Consider the following 20983-nt stretch of genomic DNA (forward strand, 5'->3'; position numbering starts at 1 on the left):
ATGACCACCACGGACCGCCTCGACACCCAGGTCGTCGTCGTCGGCGCAGGCCCCGTCGGGCTCCTGCTCGCCGGTGAGCTGCGCCTCGGCGGCGCCGAGGTGGTCGTCCTGGAACAGCGGGCCGCTCCCACCACGGAGTCCAGGGCCTCCACGCTGCACGCCCGCACCATGGAGCTCCTGGACAGCCGCGGCCTGCTCGACGTCTTCGGGACGCCGCCGAACGAGCCGCGCGGCCACTTCGGCGGCATCCCGATGGACCTCACCCTGCCCAGCCCCTACCCCGGGCAGTGGAAGATGCCTCAGACCCGGACCGAGGCCCTGCTCCAGGAGTGGGTGCTCTCGCTCGGCGTGGACCTGCGGCGCGGCCACGAGCTGCGGGAGGTCGCCGACCGGGGCGGGTACGTCGAGGCGACGGCGGCCGGGCCCAACGGCACGGTCGTGGTGCGCGGTGGCTTCCTCGTCGGGTGCGACGGCGAGGACTCCACCGTGCGCCGCCTCATCGGGGCCGAGTTCCCCGGCGACGACGCCGGCCGCGAGCTGCTGCGTGCGGACGTCGCCGGCGTCACCATTCCCAACCGCCGCTTCGAGCGGCTGCCGGCCGGACTCGCCATCGCGGCGACCCGGGACGGGGTGACCCGGGTGATGGTGCACGAGTTCGGCTCCCACGCCGAACCCCGCACCGCCGACCCGGAGTTCGGCGAGATCGCCGCCGTCTGGAAGCGCGTCACCGGTGAGGACATCAGCGGCGGGACACCGCTGTGGGCGAACTCCTTCGGCGATGCCAACCGCCAGCTCACCCGCTACCGCCACGGCAGGATCCTCTTCGCCGGGGACGCGGCCCACCGCCAGATGCCCATCGGCGGCCAGGCCCTCAACCTGGGTCTCCAGGACGCCTTCAATCTGGGCTGGAAGCTGGCCCTGCACCTGCGCGGCACGGCCCCCGAGACCCTGCTCGACACCTACCACACCGAGCGCCACGAGGTCGGCCGGCGCGTCCTGTCCAACATCAGGGCGCAGGCGACCCTGCTGCTCGGCGGCCCCGAGGTCGAGCCCCTGCGCTCGGTCCTCACCGAGCTCCTCACCCACGACGACGTCCGGGCGCACCTCGCCGGGATGATCAGCGGTCTCGACATCCGCTACGACGTCGGCGGCCCCGGGCACCCGCTGCTCGGCGCCCGGCTGCCGGACGCGGGTCTGGCCACCGGTGAAGGCCCGGTGCGCACGGCCCGGTTGCTGCGCACCGCACGCGGTGTGCTCCTCGATCTGTCCGGCGGCGGTGCGGCGCTGCCGGACACCTCCGGCTGGGCCGACCGGGTCACCGCGGTCCCGGCCGCGCCGGAGAAGGACGGCGCCCTCCACGGCGTGGGCGCCGTCCTGGTCCGCCCCGACGGCCACGTGGCCTGGGCGGGCGCGCCGGACACCGACGGCGCCGGGCTGAGCGAGGCCCTGGAGCGCTGGTTCGGCCCCGCGCGCTGACTCCCGTACCACCCCGCCCCCGCGCACGACCGTACGACTCCACAGCAGGACAGGGAACCACCGGGCACGTCCAGGAAAGGGAACACTATGGAGGGGACAGCCGTGGACACCGATGTCATCATCGTCGGCGCGGGTCCGACCGGTCTCATGCTCGCCGGCGAGCTGCGCCTGGGCGGGGCCCGGGTCGTCGTCGTCGAACGGCTGGCGAAGCCCACCGGGCAGTCCCGGGGCCTGGGCTTCACCGCCCGCGCCATGGAGATCTTCGACCAGCGCGGGCTGCTGCCCCGGTTCGGCCAGGGCGAGACGCTGGAGATCAGCCCGATGGGCCACTTCGGCGGTGTGCAGTTCGACTACACCGTCCTGGAGGGCGGGCACTTCGGGGCGCGCGGCATCCCGCAGTACAAGACCGAGGCGGTCCTGGAGGAGTGGGCGCGGGAGCTGGGCGTCGACATCCGGCGCGGCTGGGAGTTCCTGGGGCTGACCGACGGCTTCGTGGACGGCGACGACGTCGAGATCACCGTCCAGACGCCCCACGCGGTACGCAAGCTGCGCGCCTCCTACCTGGTGGGCGCCGACGGCGGGCGCAGCGTGGTGCGCGAGGCCGCCGGGTTCGACTTCCCGGGCACCTCGGCCACGCGGGCGATGTTCCTCGCCGACGTCACCGGCTGCGAGCTGCGCCCGCGCTTCCTGGGGGAGCGGCTGAACAACGGCATGGTGATGGCGGCCCCGCTCGCCCCGGGCGTCGACCGGATCATCGTCTGCCCCGACAACGCGCCCGCGCGCGCCAGCGGCGAGTCGGTCTCCTTCGAGGAGGTCGCCGCCGCCTGGAAGTCGATCACCGGTGAGGACATCTCGCACGGCGGCGCCGAGTGGGTCAGCTTCTTCAGCGACGCCACCCGCCAGGCCTCTCAGTACCGGCGCGGCCGGGTCCTGCTGGTCGGCGACGCCGCCCACATCCACCTCCCGGCCGGTGGCCAGGGCCTGAGCACCGGTGTCCAGGACGCGGCCAACCTCGGCTGGAAGCTGGCCGCGGAGATCGCCGGGACGGCGCCGGAGGGGCTGCTCGACACCTACCACGGCGAGCGCCACCCGGTGGGCGCGCGGCTGCTGATGAACACCCGGGCGCAGGGAATGGTCTTCCTCGGCGGCCCCGAGGCGGACCCGCTGCGCCAGCTCTTCGGCGAGCTCATCCAGTACGACGACGTCAAGCGGCACCTCGCGGGCATCGTCAGCGGCCTGGACATCCGGTACGAGCTGGGCGGCGGGCACCCGCTGGTGGGACGGCGGATCCCGCCGCGCACGCTGGTGGGGGCGGCGGGGGAGACCAGCACCACGCAGGTGCTGCACGCGGCTCGCGGGGTGCTGCTCGATCTGGGCGACTCCTCGTCCGTACGGGACGCCGCCGCCGCGTGGCAGGGACGGGTCGACGTCGTCACGGCCTCGGCCAAGCCGGTGGACGGCGGCAGCGACCCGCTCGCGGGTGCGGGTGCCGTGCTCGTACGGCCGGATGGATATGTCGCCTGGGCCGGGGACGACGCTTCGGCCCTGGAGGCCGCCCTCGGGCAGTGGTTCGGTCCGGCGGGGTCGTGACGCGGGAGAGCCCGGTGGTGAAGGCGGTTTCGCGTCTGCGGGCCGTCGGTGGCTGGTCGCGCAGTTCCCCGTGCCCCTTCAGGGGCACGGGGCCGCGGCGAAACGAACCTCAACGCAAACGGGGGCATTGATGGAAAGCACGCTCGCACCGGGCGCCGTCTCCCAGGGCGTCCGCAGGATCACCCTGGACGCGGGCGGTGTCACCCTGTCCGCGCTGCTGTGCGAGCCGGAAGGCGCTCCCCGCGCCACCGTCGTCGCCGTCCACGGCGGCGGCATGAACGCCGGGTACTTCGACGGCCAGGCCCACCCCGAGCTGTCGCTGCTCACCCTGGGCGCCCGGCTCGGCTACACCGTCCTGGCCGTCGACCGGCCCGGGTACGGGCGCTCCGCCGCCCAGCTGCCCGAGGGCCTCACCGTCGCCGAGCAGACCGATGTGCTGCGCGCCGGGATCGACGACTTCACCGCCAAGCACCCCACCGGCGCGGGCGTCCTGCTCGTCGCCCACTCCTTCGGCGGCAAGCTGGCGCTCTCCGCCGCCGCCCACTGCACCGGCGACGGCCTTCTCGGCCTGGACATCTCCGGCTGCGGCCACCGCTACGCCGTCACCCCGGGCGTGATCCGCAAGGGCCTCAAGCACATCGCCCGGCACTGGGGGCCGCTGCGGCTCTACCCGCCGAACACCTTCCGCAGCAGCGGCACCCTGGTGGCGCCGATGCCGGAGCGCGAGGCGGACGAACTGCCGCGCTGGCCCGAGCTGTTCGCGGCCCTGGCGCCGCGGGTGCGCATCCCCGTCCGGCTCACCTTCGCCGAGCACGAGGGCTGGTGGCTCCACGGCGAGCAGGACCTGGCCGACCTCGCCGCCCAGCTCACCTCCGCACCCCGCATCGTCGTCGACCGCCAGCCGGACGCCGGCCACAACATCAGCCTCGGCTGGGCGGCCCGCTCCTACCACCTGCGCACGCTCGCGTTCCTGGAGGACTGCATCACCAGGGCGGGACGCGATGCCTGAGCATCCGAGCCTATGACCAGCACTTTCGCCCACCCTTTCCGCTCCCTGGCCGTACGGAACTTCCGGCTCTTCGCAGCCGGGCAGGTCGTCTCCGTCGCGGGCACCTGGATGATGGTCGTGGCCCAGGACTGGATCGTCCTCGGCCTGGCCGACAACTCCGGCACCGCCCTCGGCGTCGTCACCGCGCTCCAGTTCACGCCCCTGCTGCTGCTCACCCTCTACGGCGGCCGCCTCGCCGACCGCTACGACAAGCGGCTGCTGCTGACCTGCGCCAACCTGGCGTCCGGCGTGCTCGCGCTGGTCCTGGCGGTGCTGGCGTTCGCGGACGTCGTCCAGCTGTGGCACATCTGGCTGTGCGCGCTGGGCCTCGGGGTCGTCAACGCCGTCGAGGTCCCGACCCGGATGTCGTTCGTGAGCGAGCTGGTGGGCCCCGAACTGCTGCCCAACGCCTCGGCGTTGAGCGCCGCGTACTTCAACACCGCGCGGGTGGTCGGACCCGCCCTCGCGGGGCTGCTCATCACCGGCTTCGGCACGGGCTGGGTGATGCTGTTCAACTCCGTCAGCTATCTGGCGACCGTGGCCGGGCTGCGGATGATGCGGCCCGGCGAGCTCCTGATCGGCGCCCGGCAGGACACCCGGCCCCGGGTGGTCGACGGGCTCCGGTACGTCGCCGGGCGCCCGGACCTGAAGCTGCCGCTGCTCCTCGTCGGGGTGATCTCCCTCTTCGGGCTCAACTTCCAGCTCACCCTGCCGCTGTACGCCAGGACCGTCTTCCACGCCGACGCGGCCTCCTTCGGACTGCTCACCACCGCCTTCGCGGCGGGTTCACTGATCGCCGCGTTCGCCACCACCGCGCGCCGCGGCCGCCCCTCCAGCCGTCTGGTGGTGGGCGCGGCGCTGGTCTTCGCGGTCCTGGAGACGGCGGCGGGCCTGGCGCCGGACTTCGCCGCCGCGCTCGTGCTGCTCTCGCTCACCGGCGGCGCCACCATCTTCTTCGTCCAGGCCGTCAACCACCGCGTCCAGCTCGGCAGCGACCCGCAGTACCGGGGCCGGGTGATGGCGCTGTACACCCTGATCCTCCAGGGCTCGACTCCGCTCGGCTCGCTGCTCATCGGCTGGCTCGCCGAGCACCTGGGCGCCCGCTCGGGGTTCTACGTGGGCGGCCTGGTCTCGCTGGCGGCGGCGCTCACCGCGCTGGCGTACGACCGCCGCCCCGGCCGCACCGGGCCCGGCAAGCCCCTGGAGACGTCTCAGAGCGACGGACGGGACGGCACCGTCCACGAGGCGGTGGGCCGGTGAACGCGACCCGTACGCCGCTGCGGGCGGCCCCCGCGGCGGGGCGGCTGCACCTGCTGGTCTTCCGGCCGCCCGCCGAGGAGGTGGCGCCGGTGTGCCCGCTGATGAAGGCGCTGGACGCGATGGAGGAGGCGCGCGCCGCCTCGTACGTGTCCGCGCGCGACCGGATCCAGTACGTGACCGCGCACGCCACCCTGCGCGGACTGCTCGCCGCGTACACCGGTCTGGAGCCCGGCCGGCTCGTCCTGGGCCGCGGCGAGGACCCGTACGGCAAGCCGCGGCTGATCGATCCGCCCGTGCCGCTCCACTTCAACCTCTCGCACAGCCACGGCCTGATCGCCATCGGGGTCGCGGCGGCCCCGGTGGGCGTGGACGTCCAGCGCGTCCCGTCGCCCGAGGCCGTCGAGATGGTGCTGCCACGGCTGCACCCGCGGGAGCGCGAGGAGCTGCGCGCGCTGCCCGCGGCCGAGCGGACGGTGGCGTTCGCCCGGCTGTGGACCCGCAAGGAGGCCTACCTCAAGGGCCTGGGCACCGGACTCACCCGCTCACCCGCGGCGGACTACCTGGGCGACCGCGACGCCCCGGACCGCCCGCACGGCTGGACGGTGCGCAACGTACCCGTACAGCCGGGCTACGCCGCGGCGGCCGCACTGCGCCACCACCCGACGTGACCGTGCAGGCAGTCGCTTCCGCACCAAGGATCCGCAACCTACAGGGGGAACACCACATGACGCCGACCACGCCGACCACACCGTCCTCTGGCGAGGTCACCGACCGGCTGGACGAACTGAGCGAGCGCAAGGAGCAGGCCGTCCGCGGCCCCAGCGACAAGGCGACCGAGGCGCAGCACGCCAAGGGCAAGCTGACCGCGCGCGAGCGCATCGAACTGCTCCTGGACAAGGGCAGCTTCACCGAGGTCGAGCAGTTGCGCAGGCACCGGGCGACCGGCTTCGGCCTGGAGGCGAAGAAGCCGTACACCGACGGTGTCATCACCGGCTGGGGCACGGTCGAGGGCCGTACGGTCTTCGTCTACGCGCACGACTTCCGGATCTTCGGCGGCGCGCTCGGCGAGGCCCACGCCTCCAAGATCCACAAGTTGATGGACATGGCCATCGCGGCCGGGGCGCCGCTGGTGTCCCTGAACGACGGCGCCGGCGCCCGCATTCAGGAGGGCGTCTCGGCGCTGGCCGGGTACGGCGGCATCTTCCAGCGCAACACCCGGGCCAGCGGGGTGATCCCGCAGATCTCGGTGATGCTGGGGCCGTGCGCGGGCGGCGCCGCGTACTCGCCCGCCCTGACCGACTTCGTCTTCATGGTCCGCGAGACCTCGCAGATGTTCATCACCGGCCCGGACGTGGTGCAGGCGGTGACCGGCGAGGAGATCAGCCAGAACGGGCTCGGCGGCGCGGACGTGCACGCCGGGGTCTCGGGCGTGGCCCACTTCGCGTACGACGACGAGGAGACCTGCCTCGCCGAGGTCCGCTATCTGCTGTCGCTGCTGCCGTCCAACAACCGGGAGATGCCGCCGCTGGCCCAGACCTCGGACCCGGTGGACCGCGAGGGCACGGCCCTGCTCGACCTGGTGCCGGCCGACGGCAACCGCTCCTACGACGTGCGCTCGGTGATCGAGGAGCTCGTCGACGAGGGCGAGTACATGGAGATCCACGCCAACTGGGCGCCGAACCTGGTCGTCGCGCTGGCCCGCCTAGACGGCCATGTCGTCGGCATCGTCGCCAACCAGCCCTCGGCGATGGCGGGCGTCCTGGACATCAAGGCGAGCGAGAAGGGCGCGCGGTTCGTCCAGTTCTGCGACTCCTTCAGCATCCCGCTGATCACCCTCGTCGATGTTCCCGGCTTCCTGCCGGGCGTGGACCAGGAGCACGACGGCATCATCCGGCGCGGCGCGAAGCTGCTCTACGCGTACTGCAACGCGACCGTGCCCCGTATCTCGGTGGTGCTGCGCAAGGCGTACGGCGGTGCCTACATCGTGATGGACTCGCGCTCCATCGGCGCGGACCTGGCGTTCGCCTGGCCCACCAACGAGATCGCGGTGATGGGCGCCGAGGGCGCGGCGAACGTGGTCTTCCGCCGGGAGATCGCCGCGGCCGACGACCCCGACGAGATGCGCGCCCAGAAGATCGAGGAGTACAAGAACGAGCTGGTGCACCCCTACTTCGCGGCGGAGCGCGGTCTGGTCGACGACGTCATCGACCCGCGCGAGACCCGCTCGGTGCTGTGCCGTTCGGTCGCGATGCTCATCGCCAAGGACGCCGAACTGCCGCGCCGCAAGCACGGCAACCCGCCCCAGTAGGCCCGACTTCCGAGATGAGGGGACCGACATGAGCGAGATGACCCGGATCACCGGACCCACCGAGATCACCGAGCCCGCCGAGACCGCCGCCGAGAGCGCCGGGATGACCCTGGAGCACTGCCGTGAGCTGCTGAGAGTGGAGCGCGGCAATCCGGATCCAGCGGAACTGGCGGCGCTTGCCGCGCTGTTCTTCGCGCACTTCTCCGCCATGGAGGCGCGGGCCGAGGCGGCCCGGGTGATGATCCCCCGGCAGCGGCGCTCGGCGAGCTGGCGCCGCACCGACCGGGCGACGGGCTTCGACGGCCCGCGCACCTGGCGGGCCGGCGGCCCGGTGCTCGCCTGACAAAAATTACTGACGGGCCGTCAATTAGGGTCCGCAGAAGCGTATTCCGCGTGACGAGCGGAGTGCGGCGCCCCGGGCGGGGCCGTCCCTGGCGGGGCGGTCCCGCCCGGGGCGCACCGCTGTTCAGGCCGCCGGACTTTACTTGACACACACTCTCCCCGACGACCATTCTGTGCGGTGAATGGGGGTCTTCGTCATGCAGGTGTTGGCGTACTGCAAGCTACAGCCCGATCACAGGGAGCGCTGGGAGGCGCGGGACGCGCCCGACTGAGGCGCAGTACCAGCCTATTCAGGCCATCGCCCACCAAGACGCCACTTGGACACCTGTTATTCAACTCGCCGTCAATAGACCCGCCCTCATTCCGTAAACCTCCAGGCCGCTGTGGGCAACATCATGTCATGGCGTCGTCAACGTCAGAGGCGCGCCAAGATGGCCGGATTATGCGAGTCGCGGCGAGTTACCCTTGGTTGAATCAACGGACCTGCCAGTGTTCCGCTTCCGCATGGCGAGGACTGGTTGACGAGGGCTCACGGCCGTGATCACGTAGGGAAACGAAGAGGGCGCCCTGTCCGATCTCGCTCAATAACCGACACAGTTTATTTGTTATTTGCTCGAACCTCTTTGAATTCCGTAGCAGCGGTCTGTAGGTTCGTCGTTGTTCGTCGGTGAGATCCGGATCGGATCTCATAGTGGACTCACTCAGATGGGGGAGGGACATGACTCGCGGGGGAGGCATGACTCAGAGTTCGTCAGAGGCAGTGCTGGAGCCTCATATACCTGTCCAGCGTGGTCCAGGGGGACCACACCTGATCGAAGAGGGCGTGTCGGAGGCGGTACGCAGGGTGGCGGGCCTCTCCCGGGGCCGGCGGATCCTCGTGGTCGACAGCGACGTCGACGGCGCGGAGTCCCTGGTGTGCCGACTGCGCAGACACGGCCACGAAGCCATCGGCGTGAAGAGCGGAAGCACCGCCCTGCAGGCGTACGAGGACGTCGACCTCGTGCTGCTGGACCTGGAACTGCCGGACCTCGACGGCCTGGAGGTCTGCCGGGCCATCCGCTCGGTCAGCGGCATCCCGGTCATCATCGTGACGGCCCGCGGCTCCGAGCTCGACTGTGTCCTCGGGCTCCAGGCCGGCGCGGACGACTATGTGGTCAAGCCCTACGGCTTCCGCGAATTAATGGCACGGATCGAAGCCGTCATGCGCCGAGCGAGGTTCCAGCCGCCCGTTGCCAGAGAGATCTTGCACGGGCGGTTGCGCATTGACGTGAGCTCCCGCGAGGTGAGCCTGGACGGCCGTGAGGTGGGGCTGACCCGCAAGGAATTCGATCTGCTCTGCCTGCTCGCCTCGCATCCGGACACGGTCATTCCGCGCAAGCGCCTGCTCCAGCAGGTATGGGGTGACTCATGGTCGCGACGCACTGTCGACACTCATGTCAGCAGTCTCCGCGGGAAGCTCGGCGACAGCGGTTGGATCATTACCGTGCGCGGGGTCGGTTTCAAGCTGGGCAACGGGTAATTTCCGCCTTTCGCCCCGGCCGTAACAAGAGAAAAACAAGTTGAACAACCGTCATATGTCCAAGGAATTCTTTCGGAGGGCCGCCGTGAATGGCCGCCCGGGGTGAGACGGTTCTGGGCCGGGGTCTTCGGGGTGAAGTGATTGCCCCGGAGGCCCCGTTCCTCTACCAGGAATCCACCGCGATATCCATGGCGTGCAACATCGGCCTCGCACACCCCCGGACACGGGAAAGGCTCCCGGACACAGACAAGGCCCCCGGACACGGACAAGGCCCCCGCGGACCGGCTCGGCCGGCGCGGGGGCCTCGGCAGTGAACTGCCGCCGCTTTCCTACGGGTTGAGAACCCAGGCGGAGTTGTGCTGCGTGAACCCGATGTGCGGGTAGTACTCCACGGCCGCCGGCGCCGACAGCAGGATCACCTTCGCCCGCGGCGCCTCCTGCCGGGTGGCGTCGATCAGGGCCCGCCCGATGCCCGAGCGCTGGTGGTCCCCGCTCACCGCGATGTCCGAGAGGTACGTCGCGTAGCTGAAGTCGGAGATGCTGCGCGCGATCCCGATGAGCCTGCCCTCCTCGCGGGCCACGACCACGAGATTGGCGTTGCGCACCATGGCGGCGAACCGCTCCACGTCCTCGATCGGACGGCGCTCACCGAGACCGGAGGAGCGGTAGACCTCCAGGACCTCCTCCAGGTCCAGGTCGGCACCCTCCACACGCTCAATCTTCCAGGTCACGAAGTTGCTCCAATCGATCGAGAATCACGCCGTGGTTGACGAGGAAACGCTCTGGGCGCAGCTGGCCGATGTCCATGCCCTCCTGGCGCAGCGTGTCCCCGAAGTGCTCGCCGGTGGCGATCGTACGGTTCGCGGCGGCCTGGACGGCGCGGTAGGCCTTCTCCCGCTCCACCCCGTCGGCCAGCAGGTCGGCGAGGACTGCGGAGCTGAACACCAGCCCGTCGGTGCGGTCGATGCCCGCCCGCATCCGGTCCGGGAAGACCTTGAGGTCGCGTACGAGCTGCGTCGCCATGGTGGCCTGGAAGTGCCCGACCGCCAGCGCGTCGGGCAGGATCACCCGCTCCACCGACTGGTGGGCCAGATCGCGCTCGTGCCACAGCGCCACGTTCTCCAGCGCGGTGGCCGCGTACCCGCGCAGCAGCCGCGCCAGACCGTTCAGCCGCTCGCTGGTGGTGGGGTTGCGCTTGTGCGGCATGGCGCTGGAGCCCTGGTAGGCGGAGGTGCGCTGCTCCTCCACCTCGCGGACCTCGGTGCGCTGGAGCAGCCGCAGCTCCAGGGCGATCTGCTCGATGCTCGCGCCCAGCAGGGCGACGGCCTGGAGCAGCTGGGCGTGCCGGTCGCGGGCCACGACCTGGCTCGGCGCCGGCTCCACGCCCAGCCCGAGCTCCTCGCAGACGTACGCCTCCACCGAGGGGTCGATCAGCGCGTAGGTGCCGACCGAGCCGGAGATGGTGCCGACGGCCACCGCCTTGCGGGCCGCCTTGAGGCGGGTGAGCGAGCGGTCCACGGAGAACGCGAACTGCGCCAGCTTGTGGCCGAAGGAGGTCGGCTCGGCGTGCACGCCGTGGGTGCGGCCGACGATGACCGTCTCCCAGTGCTCCAGGGCCCGCTCGACCAGGACCCTGCGCAGCTCCACCCCGGCCGCGAGGACCAGGTCGGTGGCGCGGGCCAGGTTGTACCCGAGGGAGGTGTCGACGAGGTCGTAGCTCGTCATGCCGAGGTGGACCCAGCGGGCCGACTCGTCGGGGATGCCCTCGCAGTAGGCGGCGAGGAACGAGAGCACTTCGTGGTCCCGCTCCCGCTCGATCTCCTGCACCCGCTCGGGCGTCGGGACCGGGGCCCGCCGCATGTCCTCGACGGCGTCCTCGGGCACCCGGCCCAGGCGCACCTGGGCCTCGGAGGCGAGGATCTCCACCCGGACCCAGGTCGCGTACCGCGCCTGGTCCGAGAAGATGTCCGCCATCGCGGGCAGGGTATAGCGGGGAATCATATGGGCCAGCACCCCCAGGGTGAGCTCGTGGACAGGTGGTTCGGACGGGGCATCAGTAGGCCTCGAAGTATTCGCGCTGCTCCCACTCGGTGACCTGACCCTCGGCGGGCCGCTCCTGGGCGCGCCAGGCCTCGAAGCGGGAGACCTCGCTCGCCTTCAGCTTGGCCAGTGTGGCGGCGAGCGGCTTGCCGAGCAGCTCGGCGCCCTCACCGGCCCGGAAGGCCTCCAGGGCCTCGTCGAGGGACTGCGGCAGCGTCTCGTGCGCGCCCTCGGCGCCGGCCGGGCGCCGGGCCGTGCCCGCGGGGGCGGTGAGCCCGTCGAAGCCCGCGGAGAGCTGGGCCGCGATGGCGAGGTAGGGGTTGGCGGTGGGCTCGCCGGTCCGGTTCTCGACGTGGGTCGCCGAGCCGCCGCCGACGACGCGGAGCATCACGCTGCGGTCCTCGTGGCTCCAGCCGATCCGGGTCGGCGAGAGCGAGAACTCCGAGCTGAGGCGGCGGTAGCCGTTGACCGTGGGCACCGAGAGCAGACACAGGTCGCGGGCGCGGGCCAGCAGGCCGTCGATGTACGCCCGGCCCCGGTCCGAGATGCCGCCGCCCTCGGCCGCGAAGACGTTGCGGCCGTCGGCGTCCATCACCGACTGGTGCAGGTGCCAGCCGCTCGGGTCGAAGCTGTCGACGCGCGGCAGGGACATGAAGGTGGCGTGGTAGCCCTGGCGCGCCGCGGTCTGCTTGACCACGGTGCGGAACAGCAGCATCGCGTCTGCGGTGTCCATCGCGTGCATCGGGTTGAAGGTGGTCTCGATCTGACCCGGGCCCGACTCGTGCTCGATCGACCGCAGCGGCAGGCCGAGTCCGAGGAGCTTCATGGCGAGCGGGCTGGTGAAGTGGGCGACGGAGTCGTAGTGGGAGTCCAGGTTGAACTGGTAGCCCGAGTTCACCGCCTCGACCTGCGGGGCCGCGCCCTGGAGGCCGAAGCCGTTGCCCGCGTTCCCGGGAGGGCCGGGCAGCCGCTTGGTGAGGTACCACTCGACCTCCAGGCCCAGCACCGGGGTGAGGTCGCGGGCAGCGTAGCGGGCGAGGACCTGGCGCAGCACGTTGCGGGCGGAGAGCGGGTGCGGGGAGCCGTCGCGCAGGTACTCGTCGCCCAGCACCCAGGCGGTGCGCGGCCCCTCGTGCGGCAGGATCTGGAAGGTCAGCGGGTCCGGCACCAGTACGAAGCTGCCCGCGCCCGCGATCTCGTCGACGCCGACGCCCGGGTCGGCGAGGTAGTCGAGCGCCGCCGCGTGACCGGTGTCGAAGATGAAGGGCCCCGAGCTGAAGTCCATGCCGTTGCGCAGGACCGAGCGGAACGCCTCGACGGTGAGCGTCTTGGAGCGGGCCAGACCGTGCGGGTCGCCGAAGGCCAGGCGGACGAGGTCGACCTCGTTCAGCGAGGCCTCGATCTGCTCGGCGGCGGCGGCCTGTTCATCGCTCCAGAGGCCGAACTCGGTGACGAACGCGGGGCGTCCGACGCCGCCCGACTCGGAGAAGGGGCGGGACCACGACCGGGAGAACATGGGTTACAGGATCCTTTCGGTTACTCGGTCCGGTGCGGCCGGCAGGGGACCGAGGTCCGCCTCGAGACGGCGTGCCGCTGACAGGACCAGATCGTCCGCCCCGAACGGACCCACGAGTTGGAGTCCCACCGGGAGTCCGGCGCGGGTGAGCCCGGCCGGGAGGGAAACGGCCGGCTGGCCAGTCATATTGAAGGGATACGTGGCGGGTGTCCACGCCAGCCAGAGCAGGTCCTGTGGACGGCTCGCCCACTGGGGGCCGATCGCGTGCGGGTCGAACGGCTCGATGGGCACGGTGGCCATGGCCAGCAGGTCGTACCTGCCGAAGATCTCGTGCAGGGTGGTGCGCAGCGCCAGGCGCACCTCCTCGGCCCGCATCACGGCCGCGCCGCTGAGCGTGCGCCCGTGGCGGACGATCGCGAGGCGGCCCGGGTCGCACCACTCCTCGTCGGCGGGCGAGGTGGAGGCGGCGTCGCTGGCGGCGAGGATGTCGACGAGCGCCGGATACGGGTCGCGGAAGGGCACCTCGATCCGCTCGACGCGGTGGCCCTGGGCCTCCAGCGCGGGCAGCGCCTGCTCGCTGACCCGGCGCACCTCCGCGGAGGTCCCCGGGAACTCGATCCAGCCGATCCGCAGCGAGCGGCGCTGGCCGGGCAGGTCGACCGTGCCGATCAGCGAGTCCGGGTCGCCCGGGTGCCCGCCGGTCATCACGGAGGCGAGCTCGACGACGTCCGGCACGGTCCGCGCGATCGGGCCCTGGTGGGAGAGCCGGTCGGCGCAGGCGGGCACATAGGGCACCTTGGCGAACGAGGGCTTGTAGCCGACGACCCCGCAGAACGCGGCGGGGATGCGGATGGAGCCCGCGCCGTCGGTGCCCAGCGCCCCCGAGCCCAGGCCCGCCGCCACCGCGGCCGCGGCGCCGCCGCTGGAGCCGCCGGCGGTGAGCTGGGGGTCCCACGGGTTGCGGGTGGGCGGCGCCACCCGGCTCACCGTGGAGGCGCTCCAGCCGTACTCCGACGTCGTGGTCTTGCCCACCACGATCGCCCCGGCGGCCCGCAGCCGTGCCACCGAGGGCGCGTCGGCCCGGGGCCGCCGGTTCTCCAGGAGGGAGCCGCGGGCGGTGGGCAGGCCCCCGGTCTGGATCAGGTCCTTCACCGAGACGGTGATGCCGAGCAGCGGCTGCCGCTCGAACGCCGCCCGGCCGAGCTCCCGGATCCGCGCGTCGGCCAGCTCGGCCTCCCGTACGGCCTCGTCGCCCGCGACCGAGACGAACGCCCCGAGCTCGATGTCGGTCTTCTGGATGGCGGTGAGGACCGACTGGACGTGCTCGGCCGCGGTGAGCTCGCCCCGGGCGAGCAGCTCGCGTATGTCACCGATGGAGGTCAACGGATCTCCTTGGAAGGACAGGTGGGACGCCGGTCACGACACCGGGTGCGGCTGCCTGGCGCCCGCCGCCGCGGCCTGGACCGACCTGAGGTGCCACTCGGAGTCGAAGGCGGTGACCTCGATGTCCTCGCCCGCGGCCACCAGGGCGGCGGCGGCGCTCATGGCGCTGGCGATGAAGGCGGAGGTCCGGTGGGCGGCGAGCAGGTCGCTCTCGTCGAACGGCCGGCCCTCGCAGCGCAGCAGGCGCAGGTCCATGAACCCGTTGAACTTCCGGCCCAGTACCTCGACGGCCTGCGGGCTGCGGATGCTGAAGCGCACCTTGGCCGCGACATGGCCGTGGTGGTGCTGGTCGGAGTAGAAGGCGACGTCCGGGATGGTCGGCGGGATGAAGTGGTCGCGCTCCACCACGGCGGGCACCTTGGGCAGGTTGCCGGCGATGAAGTGCCAGGAGTTGTACTGCATCCGCGACGACATCGCCCAGGCGGTATCGGCGAGTTGGGGCACCGAGTCCTCGAAGTAGCGCTTGGCCGCGGGGGCGGGCACCACACAGCAGAAGAAGTCGGTGATGTCCCACTTGGTGATCTCGGCGTAGCTCTGCTCGCGCAGGGCCCGCATCAGCTCGGGCAGCGAGCGCATGCCGCGGCTCATCGCGAAGTCGGCCTCGAAGACGTCGGTCGCGGCGGCCACCGTCTCGTACACCAGGGCTTCCAGCCCGGTGCCGAAGTCGCCGTACGGGCGGGCCAGCCACTCCGGGGAGGCGGTCAGGCTCGCGCTCAGCTCCCCGAAGGCGGAACCGGTGACCGGGAGCCGCTCGCGCAGCCGCTCGGTGAGTTCCGCCTCGCGCCGCATCGACTCCTCGCCGTACGGCCCGGCCAGGCGCTCGATCTTGTGCATCAGCGCGCCGTGGATCTCGCGGTAGAGCTGGGCGTTGGGCAGGACGTGCCCGACGCGCCGCTCGCGCAGCGCCTTCGCCAGCGTGTTGAGCGCCTCGACCCGGTGGGTGGGCGCGGCCGGGACCGGCTCGCCGCCGGGCACCGCGTTGTAGTTGCGCCGGGTGCGCTCCAGCAGATACGCGAGGTGGTCCAGGCTGAGCTGGGTGCCGTTGGCCTCCTCGATGCGGCCGGCGCCCGCCGACCGTACGAGCAGGGTGAGGCAGACGACCAGCATCGCGTCGTGGTCGGACCAGCGCTCCATCTCGACGCCGAGCAGATTGCTGAACGTCTCGCTGGGGTGGCCCGCCCACAGGGTCTTGCCGATGAGGTTGTTGCCCTCGCGGAAGTTGGTGTAGAGCTTCCCCTCCTGGTGGAGGACGAAGGGGGCGGTGCGCAGCGCCGACTCCCGTACGGTCTCCAGGAGTTCGTCGCGGGCCGGGGTGCCGAGCGCGGCCAGCCACTGGCGGCAGTCGACGACCTGGTCGGCGTAGCGGGCGGCGGCGCGGTTGACCTCGCTCTCGTAGTCGAGCAGGTCCTGCGCCGACCACGGCACGCTCATCACGCCGTCGACCAAATTCTCCTCGTCGGCCAGCGAGCCCTGGGAGGGGACGCGGACGACGATGCGGCCGGTGGTGGTCAGGCCCAGCTCGCCCAGGAACGCGGGGCGCTCCTGCGAGTCGCGCACCGGGGCGGGCAGGTTCTCCTCGCGCCACGAGATGCCGCAGAGCACCTTGAGCGCCGCCTCGTCCGCGGTGCGCAGCGCGCGCAGCTGGACGTCGGCGGGGACATGGCCGTCCAGGGTGAGCAGGGTGTTCACCGAGGTCCGCAGGTCCCGGGCCTCGACGGCCTTCTCCCAGGCGTTCTTCAGGAGGGTGGGGAAGCCGGCCTCCTCGTCCTTGACGCGGTCCGGCTTCGGCGTGGCACCGGCGACCGCGCCCAGGCGGCTGGGCCGGCGGCTCTGCCGCTTCTTGGCGTTGACGGCCCGGCGCGACGTGCCGTTGCGTTCGGCGGAACTTGTCATGACACACCCTCAGCGGTAAGCCCGATGTGATTCCACATCTCGTCGGACGTCGGGGTCCAGTCCTCGTCCACGTAGATGCAGTCGACGGGGCACTCCAGGACGCACTTGGGGCAGCCCGAGCAGAGCTCGGGGATGATGACGACGTCGAGCCCGTTGTCGAAGATGGCGTTGAACTCCGGCGGGCAGGCACGCAGGCAGGTGTCGCAGGTGATGCACTCGGCCCGCTCGATGCGGCGCGGCGGCTTCTTCCAGGTCTCGCTGCGCTTGCGCTCGGCGATCACCTTGTCGCGCCCGGATACCGAGCCTTCCACCTCGTCGAGTGAGTCGTCAGACGTATTCGTGGGCATGTGGCCCCCCTCTTGTCCTGTTTCGCTCGTGACCACGTAAGAGAGCATCAATAGCGCGCCGCACCATGGCGACGTCGGCCAGAATTACACGGAGGCCCGCTTCATGGGAACGGCGGGCGAGCGGTGTGCAGGCGCGGAACAAAACATGTGGTGGATTCCTGCTGGAGGGAATCTTGAATCGCGCGGACTCCTGATAATCCCCGGTGGGGCAAGGGGATGCAATATGCTCAAGTCAGCACCCCGCAGGCGCGGCCCATACGGCCCGCAGGCCCCCGAGGAGACGTCGCTGACCTGCGATGACCGGGGGAGCGGGGACGGAGTGGCGGTCCGGGGGCCGCAGCCGCGGCGGACGCCTCGTACGAAGGTATACGTGAGGCGCGCCCGTGCAACCGCGGAACTTTCGCAGTCGAACACCTTGCGCGCACGCTCTCGCGGGGCAACTCGGAGCGCTACTGCTCACCGGCGTCATCGCACCGGATTACGGGCGCGGTGTCCGCTCCCCATTCATGTGCGCATTTCACCTCGCCGGACCGGGGGCAGGGAAAAGGGAATCCCTTGATCTCCTCGGCGCAATAAAGTGATCGACGCCACCCGGTAAGAGGCGCCCGGGTCTCCGGGCGGAAAGCGGGGGAGGATTTCCCTGGAAAGTCAATTGTTCAACGAGGCAGCTGTGCGGGCGGCGGCGACGGGTGGGCGGCGCCGGGGCCGGCGGTACGCGGTCCGCGCGCCGGACGCACGCCGACGGCGCGCCACCGGGTCTCCCTCCCGGTGACGCGCCGCGATGGTGGCGGACGCCGTTTCGACGGCTGCTCACAGTGCGCCGGGCCGGCGCCCCCTCACTCGCCCAGGATCGTCAGATCCGTCCGGCTGAGCCGGTCGGGGGCGGCCCGCATGTCGATTCCGGTGATCCGCTCGTCGACGACCGTGAAGCCGAAGACCACCCGGGGCCGGCCGCGCGGCGCCCACACCGCGCCCACGGCCCCGTCCACCAGCGCCAGTCGGGCGTAACGGGCCCGCCCCGAGAAGGTCCTGGCCACCGAGGCAGCGCCCCGCACCTCGGCGCCCGGCGCGCCCGCCGCCACCGCCTCCGCGTCGGCGCGCAGCACCACGTCCGGGTCGAGCATGGCGACCAGGGTGTCGAAGTCACCGCCGCGCGAGGCGGTGAGGAAGGAGTCCACGATCCGCCGCAGCCGGTCCGGGCCCGCCTCGGGCAGCGGGTCGAGGCTCTGCACCCGCACCCGTGCCCGGCCCGCCAGTTCGCGGGCGGCGTCGGCCCCGGCGGCGCCGACGATGGGCGCGATCTCCTCGTAGGGGAGTCCGAACAGGTCGTGCAGGACGAACGCCATCCGCTCCGCCGGGTCCAGCGTCTCCAGGACCACCAGCAGCGCGAGACCCACCGACTCCGCCAGCAACTCCTGGTGGGCCGGGCCCATTCGGGCCAGGTCGGCCGCCAGCGCGTCCGGCACCGGGCCCGCCAGGTCGTCCGGCGCCCGGCGCGCGGCGGGCACCCGCGGCAGCAGCACATCGGGCAGGACCGTCCTGCGCGAGCGCAGCCGGTCGAGGGAGACGTTGGCGACCACCGTCATCAACCATGCGGGCAGGCCCCGGACCCCCTCGTCCGTGGCGTCGTCGCCGCTGTCGATGATCTGTAACCACGCTTCCTCGACGGCTTCGTCGGCCTCGTTCAGCGAGCCCAGCATCCGGTACGCCACGGCCCGCAGATGCGGTCGGCTCTCCTCGAAACGCCGCGCCAGCCATTCGCCGTCGTCCATCGGTCACATTCCTTCGTCGCGCTCCGTCAGTGAGTGACGAACGCGTCACGGTCACACCCTCTGGCCACGTTCCGTCATAGCAGTGACGAACAAAACCCAGCTCATGTGACAGGAAGAGGTACCCCGATCGAGTCGAGGCGATCGGGTCGTACAGGGGAGGCCCCTCGAACAGACCGAGTTCGAACGAGCCCTGAGCGCCCCACGGCCGCGCAGGACTCCCGACCCTTAGCGAGCAGTCATGACGACGCATCCTCCAACACCGAGGCAGTCCACCGAGGAGCCGCCGCCCCCATCGACGACGTCGTTCGCCCACAAGTACGCGGGGGCCGTGGCCGGCCGCCGCTCCAAGTGGGCGGTCCTCGTGCTGTGGGTGCTGCTCATCGGCGTGGGCGGGTCCCTCGCGGCCAAGCTCGGTGACGTCCAGAACAACGAGGCCCAGACCTGGTTGCCGAAGAACGCGCAGGCGACGAAGGCGGTGAAGATCGCCGAGGACTACTTCCAGGACAAGGGCCGCCTCGGCGCGGTCGTCGTCTACGCGCGCGACGAAGGCCTGAGCGGCGCCGACCTGGCCAAGGTCAACGCCGACCGCGCCCGGTTCGTGACGGACAAGGTCGCCGCGGCGGAGATCCCGCCGGTCACGGTCGCCTCGGACAACAAGGCCGCCTTCCTCAGCGTCCCCATCAAGTCGGACAAGAGTGACAACAGCGTCCTCGGCGACGGGGTGAAGGACCTGCGCAAGGCGGCGCAGAAGGACGCGCCGGACGGCCTCGACGTCAGGATCACGGGCCCGGCCGGCAGCATCGCCGACTTCATCGATGTCTACTCCGGTATGGACGGCGCCCTGATGGCCGCCACGCTCGGACTCGTCGCGATCTTCCTGCTGTTCACCTACCGCAGCCCCATCCTGTGGCTGATCCCGCTGCTCTCGGTGGGCCTGGCCAGCCAGGTCGCCAGCGCCGTCGTCTACCTCCTCGCCAAACACGCGGGGCTCACGGTCAACGGCCAGAGCGCCTATGTGCTGATCGTCCTGGTCCTGGGCGTCGGCACCGACTACGCGCTGCTGCTGATCGCGCGCTACCGCGAGGAGCTGCACCGCCACGAGGACCGCCACGAGGCGATGGTGTACGCGCTGCGCCGCTGCCTGCCCGCGATCACCGCCTCCGCGGCGACCGTGGGCATCGCCACCCTCTGCCTGGTGTTCGGCTCCATGAACTCCACCCGCGGCCTCGGCCCGGTGGTCGCCCTCGGTGTGGTCATCGTCTACTTCGCGATGACCACGCTGCTGCCCGCGTTCCTGGTCATCCTGGGCCGCTGGGTGTTCTGGCCGTTCACCCCGCGCTACTCGGCGCAGTACGTGGACGCGAGCGTCGAGAAGGAGCACGGGTTCTGGGGACGGATCTCCGGCTTCGTGGGCCGCAGGCCGCGCCCGATCTGGATCGGTACGGTCCTGGTGCTCGGCGCCCTGGCGTTCGGGGCGATGTCGCTGTCCACCGGCCAGACCCAGGCCGAGCAGTTCACCAAGAAGGTCGACTCGGTGGCGGGCCAGGAGCTGCTGAGCGAGCACTTCCCGGCCGGCTCCTCGGCGCCCGCCGACGTGTACGTCAAGGACGCGGGCGCGGCCACCGCGCTCTCCACGGTCCAGGGCGTGCCCGGAGTCACCAAGGCGACCACCGTGGCGTCCAGGAACGGCTGGACCCACATCGAGTCCGTCCTGAAGAACGCGCCCGACACCGAGGCCGCCCGCAAGACCGTCGACCGGATGCGCACCGCGCTCGACCGCGCCCCCGGCGAGGCCCAGGACGCGGTGGTCGGCGGGCAGACGGCGATCGCGCTCGACACCTCCGACGCCCAGGGCAAGGAGGAGAAGGTGCTGATCCCGCTGATCCTCGCGGTGGTCCTGATCATGCTGATCATCCTGCTGCGGGCCCTGGTGGCACCGCTGATGCTGCTGCTGTCGGTGGTGCTCTCGTACACCGCGGCGGTGGGCTCGGCGGCCCTGCTGTTCCACGCGGTGGGGTATCCGCGGATCGACCGGGGGCTGCTGCTGTTCGGCTTCCTGTTCCTGGTCGCCCTCGGTGTCGACTACACCATCTTCCTGATGACCCGGGCCCGTGAGGAGGTCGGCAAGCGCGGCCACCGCGACGGCGTCCTCACCAGCCTCACCGTCACCGGCGGTGTGATCACCTCGGCGGGTCTCGTCCTCGCCGCCACCTTCAGCGTCCTGGCGGCCATCCCGACGGTGGCCTCGCTCCAGCAGGGCCTGCTCGTGGCGGTCGGCATCCTGCTGGACACGTTCATCGTCCGCAGCCTGCTGATTCCCGCGCTCGCGCTGGAGCTGGGGCCGAAGTTCTGGCGCCCGGGCCACCCCGAGCGCGACGAGGCGGACCTCCCGGTCGGGCCGCGCGCCGAATCGGCGCGACTGGGCTGAC

The 20983-nt window shown here is 71.5% G+C and carries 16 protein-coding genes; 9 read left to right on the top strand and 7 right to left on the bottom strand.

The annotated features are described in order from the left end of the window. The 8 genes from ACZ4MU_RS25075 to ACZ4MU_RS25110 all read left to right on the top strand — a co-directional run bounded on the left by ACZ4MU_RS25075 (position 1) and on the right by ACZ4MU_RS25110 (position 9543). Positions 1 to 1476: an FAD-dependent monooxygenase gene (locus tag ACZ4MU_RS25075; protein ID WP_467880622.1), complete on the top strand. Its 1476-nt coding sequence runs from the start codon at positions 1 to 3 to the stop codon at positions 1474 to 1476. Between the two features lie 102 nt (positions 1477 to 1578). Further along, positions 1579 to 3066, top strand: a complete 1488-nt coding sequence (locus ACZ4MU_RS25080; protein WP_467880625.1) for an FAD-dependent monooxygenase — start codon at positions 1579 to 1581, stop codon at positions 3064 to 3066. 130 nt (positions 3067 to 3196) lie between these two features. Further along, positions 3197 to 4075, top strand: coding sequence for an alpha/beta hydrolase (locus ACZ4MU_RS25085; RefSeq protein WP_467880628.1), 879 nt, complete (start codon positions 3197 to 3199; stop codon positions 4073 to 4075). A 12-nt stretch (positions 4076 to 4087) separates the two neighbouring features. Continuing rightward, positions 4088 to 5374 carry an MFS transporter gene (locus ACZ4MU_RS25090; RefSeq protein ID WP_467880630.1) on the top strand — a complete coding sequence of 429 codons (1287 nt, stop codon included), beginning with the start codon at positions 4088 to 4090 and terminating at the stop codon, positions 5372 to 5374. Continuing rightward, positions 5371 to 6042, top strand: coding sequence for a 4'-phosphopantetheinyl transferase family protein (locus ACZ4MU_RS25095; RefSeq protein ID WP_467880633.1), 672 nt, complete (start codon positions 5371 to 5373; stop codon positions 6040 to 6042). Before ACZ4MU_RS25090 ends, ACZ4MU_RS25095 begins: the two co-directional genes overlap by 4 nt. A gap of 56 nt (positions 6043 to 6098) precedes the next feature. After that, on the top strand, positions 6099 to 7682 hold the full coding sequence (locus tag ACZ4MU_RS25100; protein WP_467880636.1) for an acyl-CoA carboxylase subunit beta: 1584 nt from the start codon (positions 6099 to 6101) through the stop codon (positions 7680 to 7682). A gap of 28 nt (positions 7683 to 7710) precedes the next feature. Beyond that, a complete protein-coding gene (locus tag ACZ4MU_RS25105; RefSeq protein WP_467880638.1) occupies positions 7711 to 8025 on the top strand; it encodes an acyl-CoA carboxylase epsilon subunit in 315 nt (104 codons plus the stop codon). A gap of 717 nt (positions 8026 to 8742) precedes the next feature. Then, positions 8743 to 9543, top strand: a complete 801-nt coding sequence (locus tag ACZ4MU_RS25110; RefSeq protein WP_371655131.1) for a response regulator transcription factor — start codon at positions 8743 to 8745, stop codon at positions 9541 to 9543. A 329-nt stretch (positions 9544 to 9872) separates the two neighbouring features. Here the strand turns inward: ACZ4MU_RS25110 and ACZ4MU_RS25115 are convergent, their stop codons facing one another. The 7 genes from ACZ4MU_RS25115 to ACZ4MU_RS25145 all read right to left on the bottom strand — a co-directional run bounded on the left by ACZ4MU_RS25115 (position 9873) and on the right by ACZ4MU_RS25145 (position 18554). Beyond that, positions 9873 to 10274, bottom strand: coding sequence for a GNAT family N-acetyltransferase (locus tag ACZ4MU_RS25115; RefSeq protein WP_467880641.1), 402 nt, complete (start codon positions 10272 to 10274; stop codon positions 9873 to 9875). After that, positions 10258 to 11544: an adenylosuccinate lyase gene (gene purB, locus ACZ4MU_RS25120; RefSeq protein WP_467880643.1), complete on the bottom strand. Its 1287-nt coding sequence runs from the start codon at positions 11542 to 11544 to the stop codon at positions 10258 to 10260. Before purB ends, ACZ4MU_RS25115 begins: the two co-directional genes overlap by 17 nt. A gap of 52 nt (positions 11545 to 11596) precedes the next feature. Then, complete coding sequence (locus ACZ4MU_RS25125; RefSeq protein ID WP_467880646.1) at positions 11597 to 13099, bottom strand: glutamine synthetase family protein; 1503 nt, start codon at positions 13097 to 13099, stop codon at positions 11597 to 11599. 3 nt (positions 13100 to 13102) lie between these two features. Next, positions 13103 to 14482, bottom strand: coding sequence for an amidase (locus ACZ4MU_RS25130; protein ID WP_467880649.1), 1380 nt, complete (start codon positions 14480 to 14482; stop codon positions 13103 to 13105). A gap of 33 nt (positions 14483 to 14515) precedes the next feature. Continuing rightward, positions 14516 to 16435 carry a hypothetical protein gene (locus tag ACZ4MU_RS25135; protein ID WP_467880651.1) on the bottom strand — a complete coding sequence of 640 codons (1920 nt, stop codon included), beginning with the start codon at positions 16433 to 16435 and terminating at the stop codon, positions 14516 to 14518. After that, entirely contained in the window at positions 16432 to 16782 is a 351-nt protein-coding gene (locus ACZ4MU_RS25140; protein WP_467880654.1) for a 4Fe-4S dicluster-binding protein, read from the bottom strand. The genes ACZ4MU_RS25135 and ACZ4MU_RS25140 overlap by 4 nt, the downstream gene beginning before the upstream one ends. Before the next feature lie 836 nt (positions 16783 to 17618). After that, positions 17619 to 18554, bottom strand: coding sequence for a sigma-70 family RNA polymerase sigma factor (locus tag ACZ4MU_RS25145; protein WP_467880656.1), 936 nt, complete (start codon positions 18552 to 18554; stop codon positions 17619 to 17621). Between the two features lie 238 nt (positions 18555 to 18792). On the opposite strand from ACZ4MU_RS25145, the gene ACZ4MU_RS25150 reads away from it, so the two are divergent. After that, entirely contained in the window at positions 18793 to 20982 is a 2190-nt protein-coding gene (locus ACZ4MU_RS25150; protein WP_467880659.1) for an MMPL family transporter, read from the top strand. Position 20983: the final 1 nt, after the last annotated feature.

The sequence above is a fragment of the Streptomyces sp. NPDC026377 genome, from assembly GCF_055567715.1.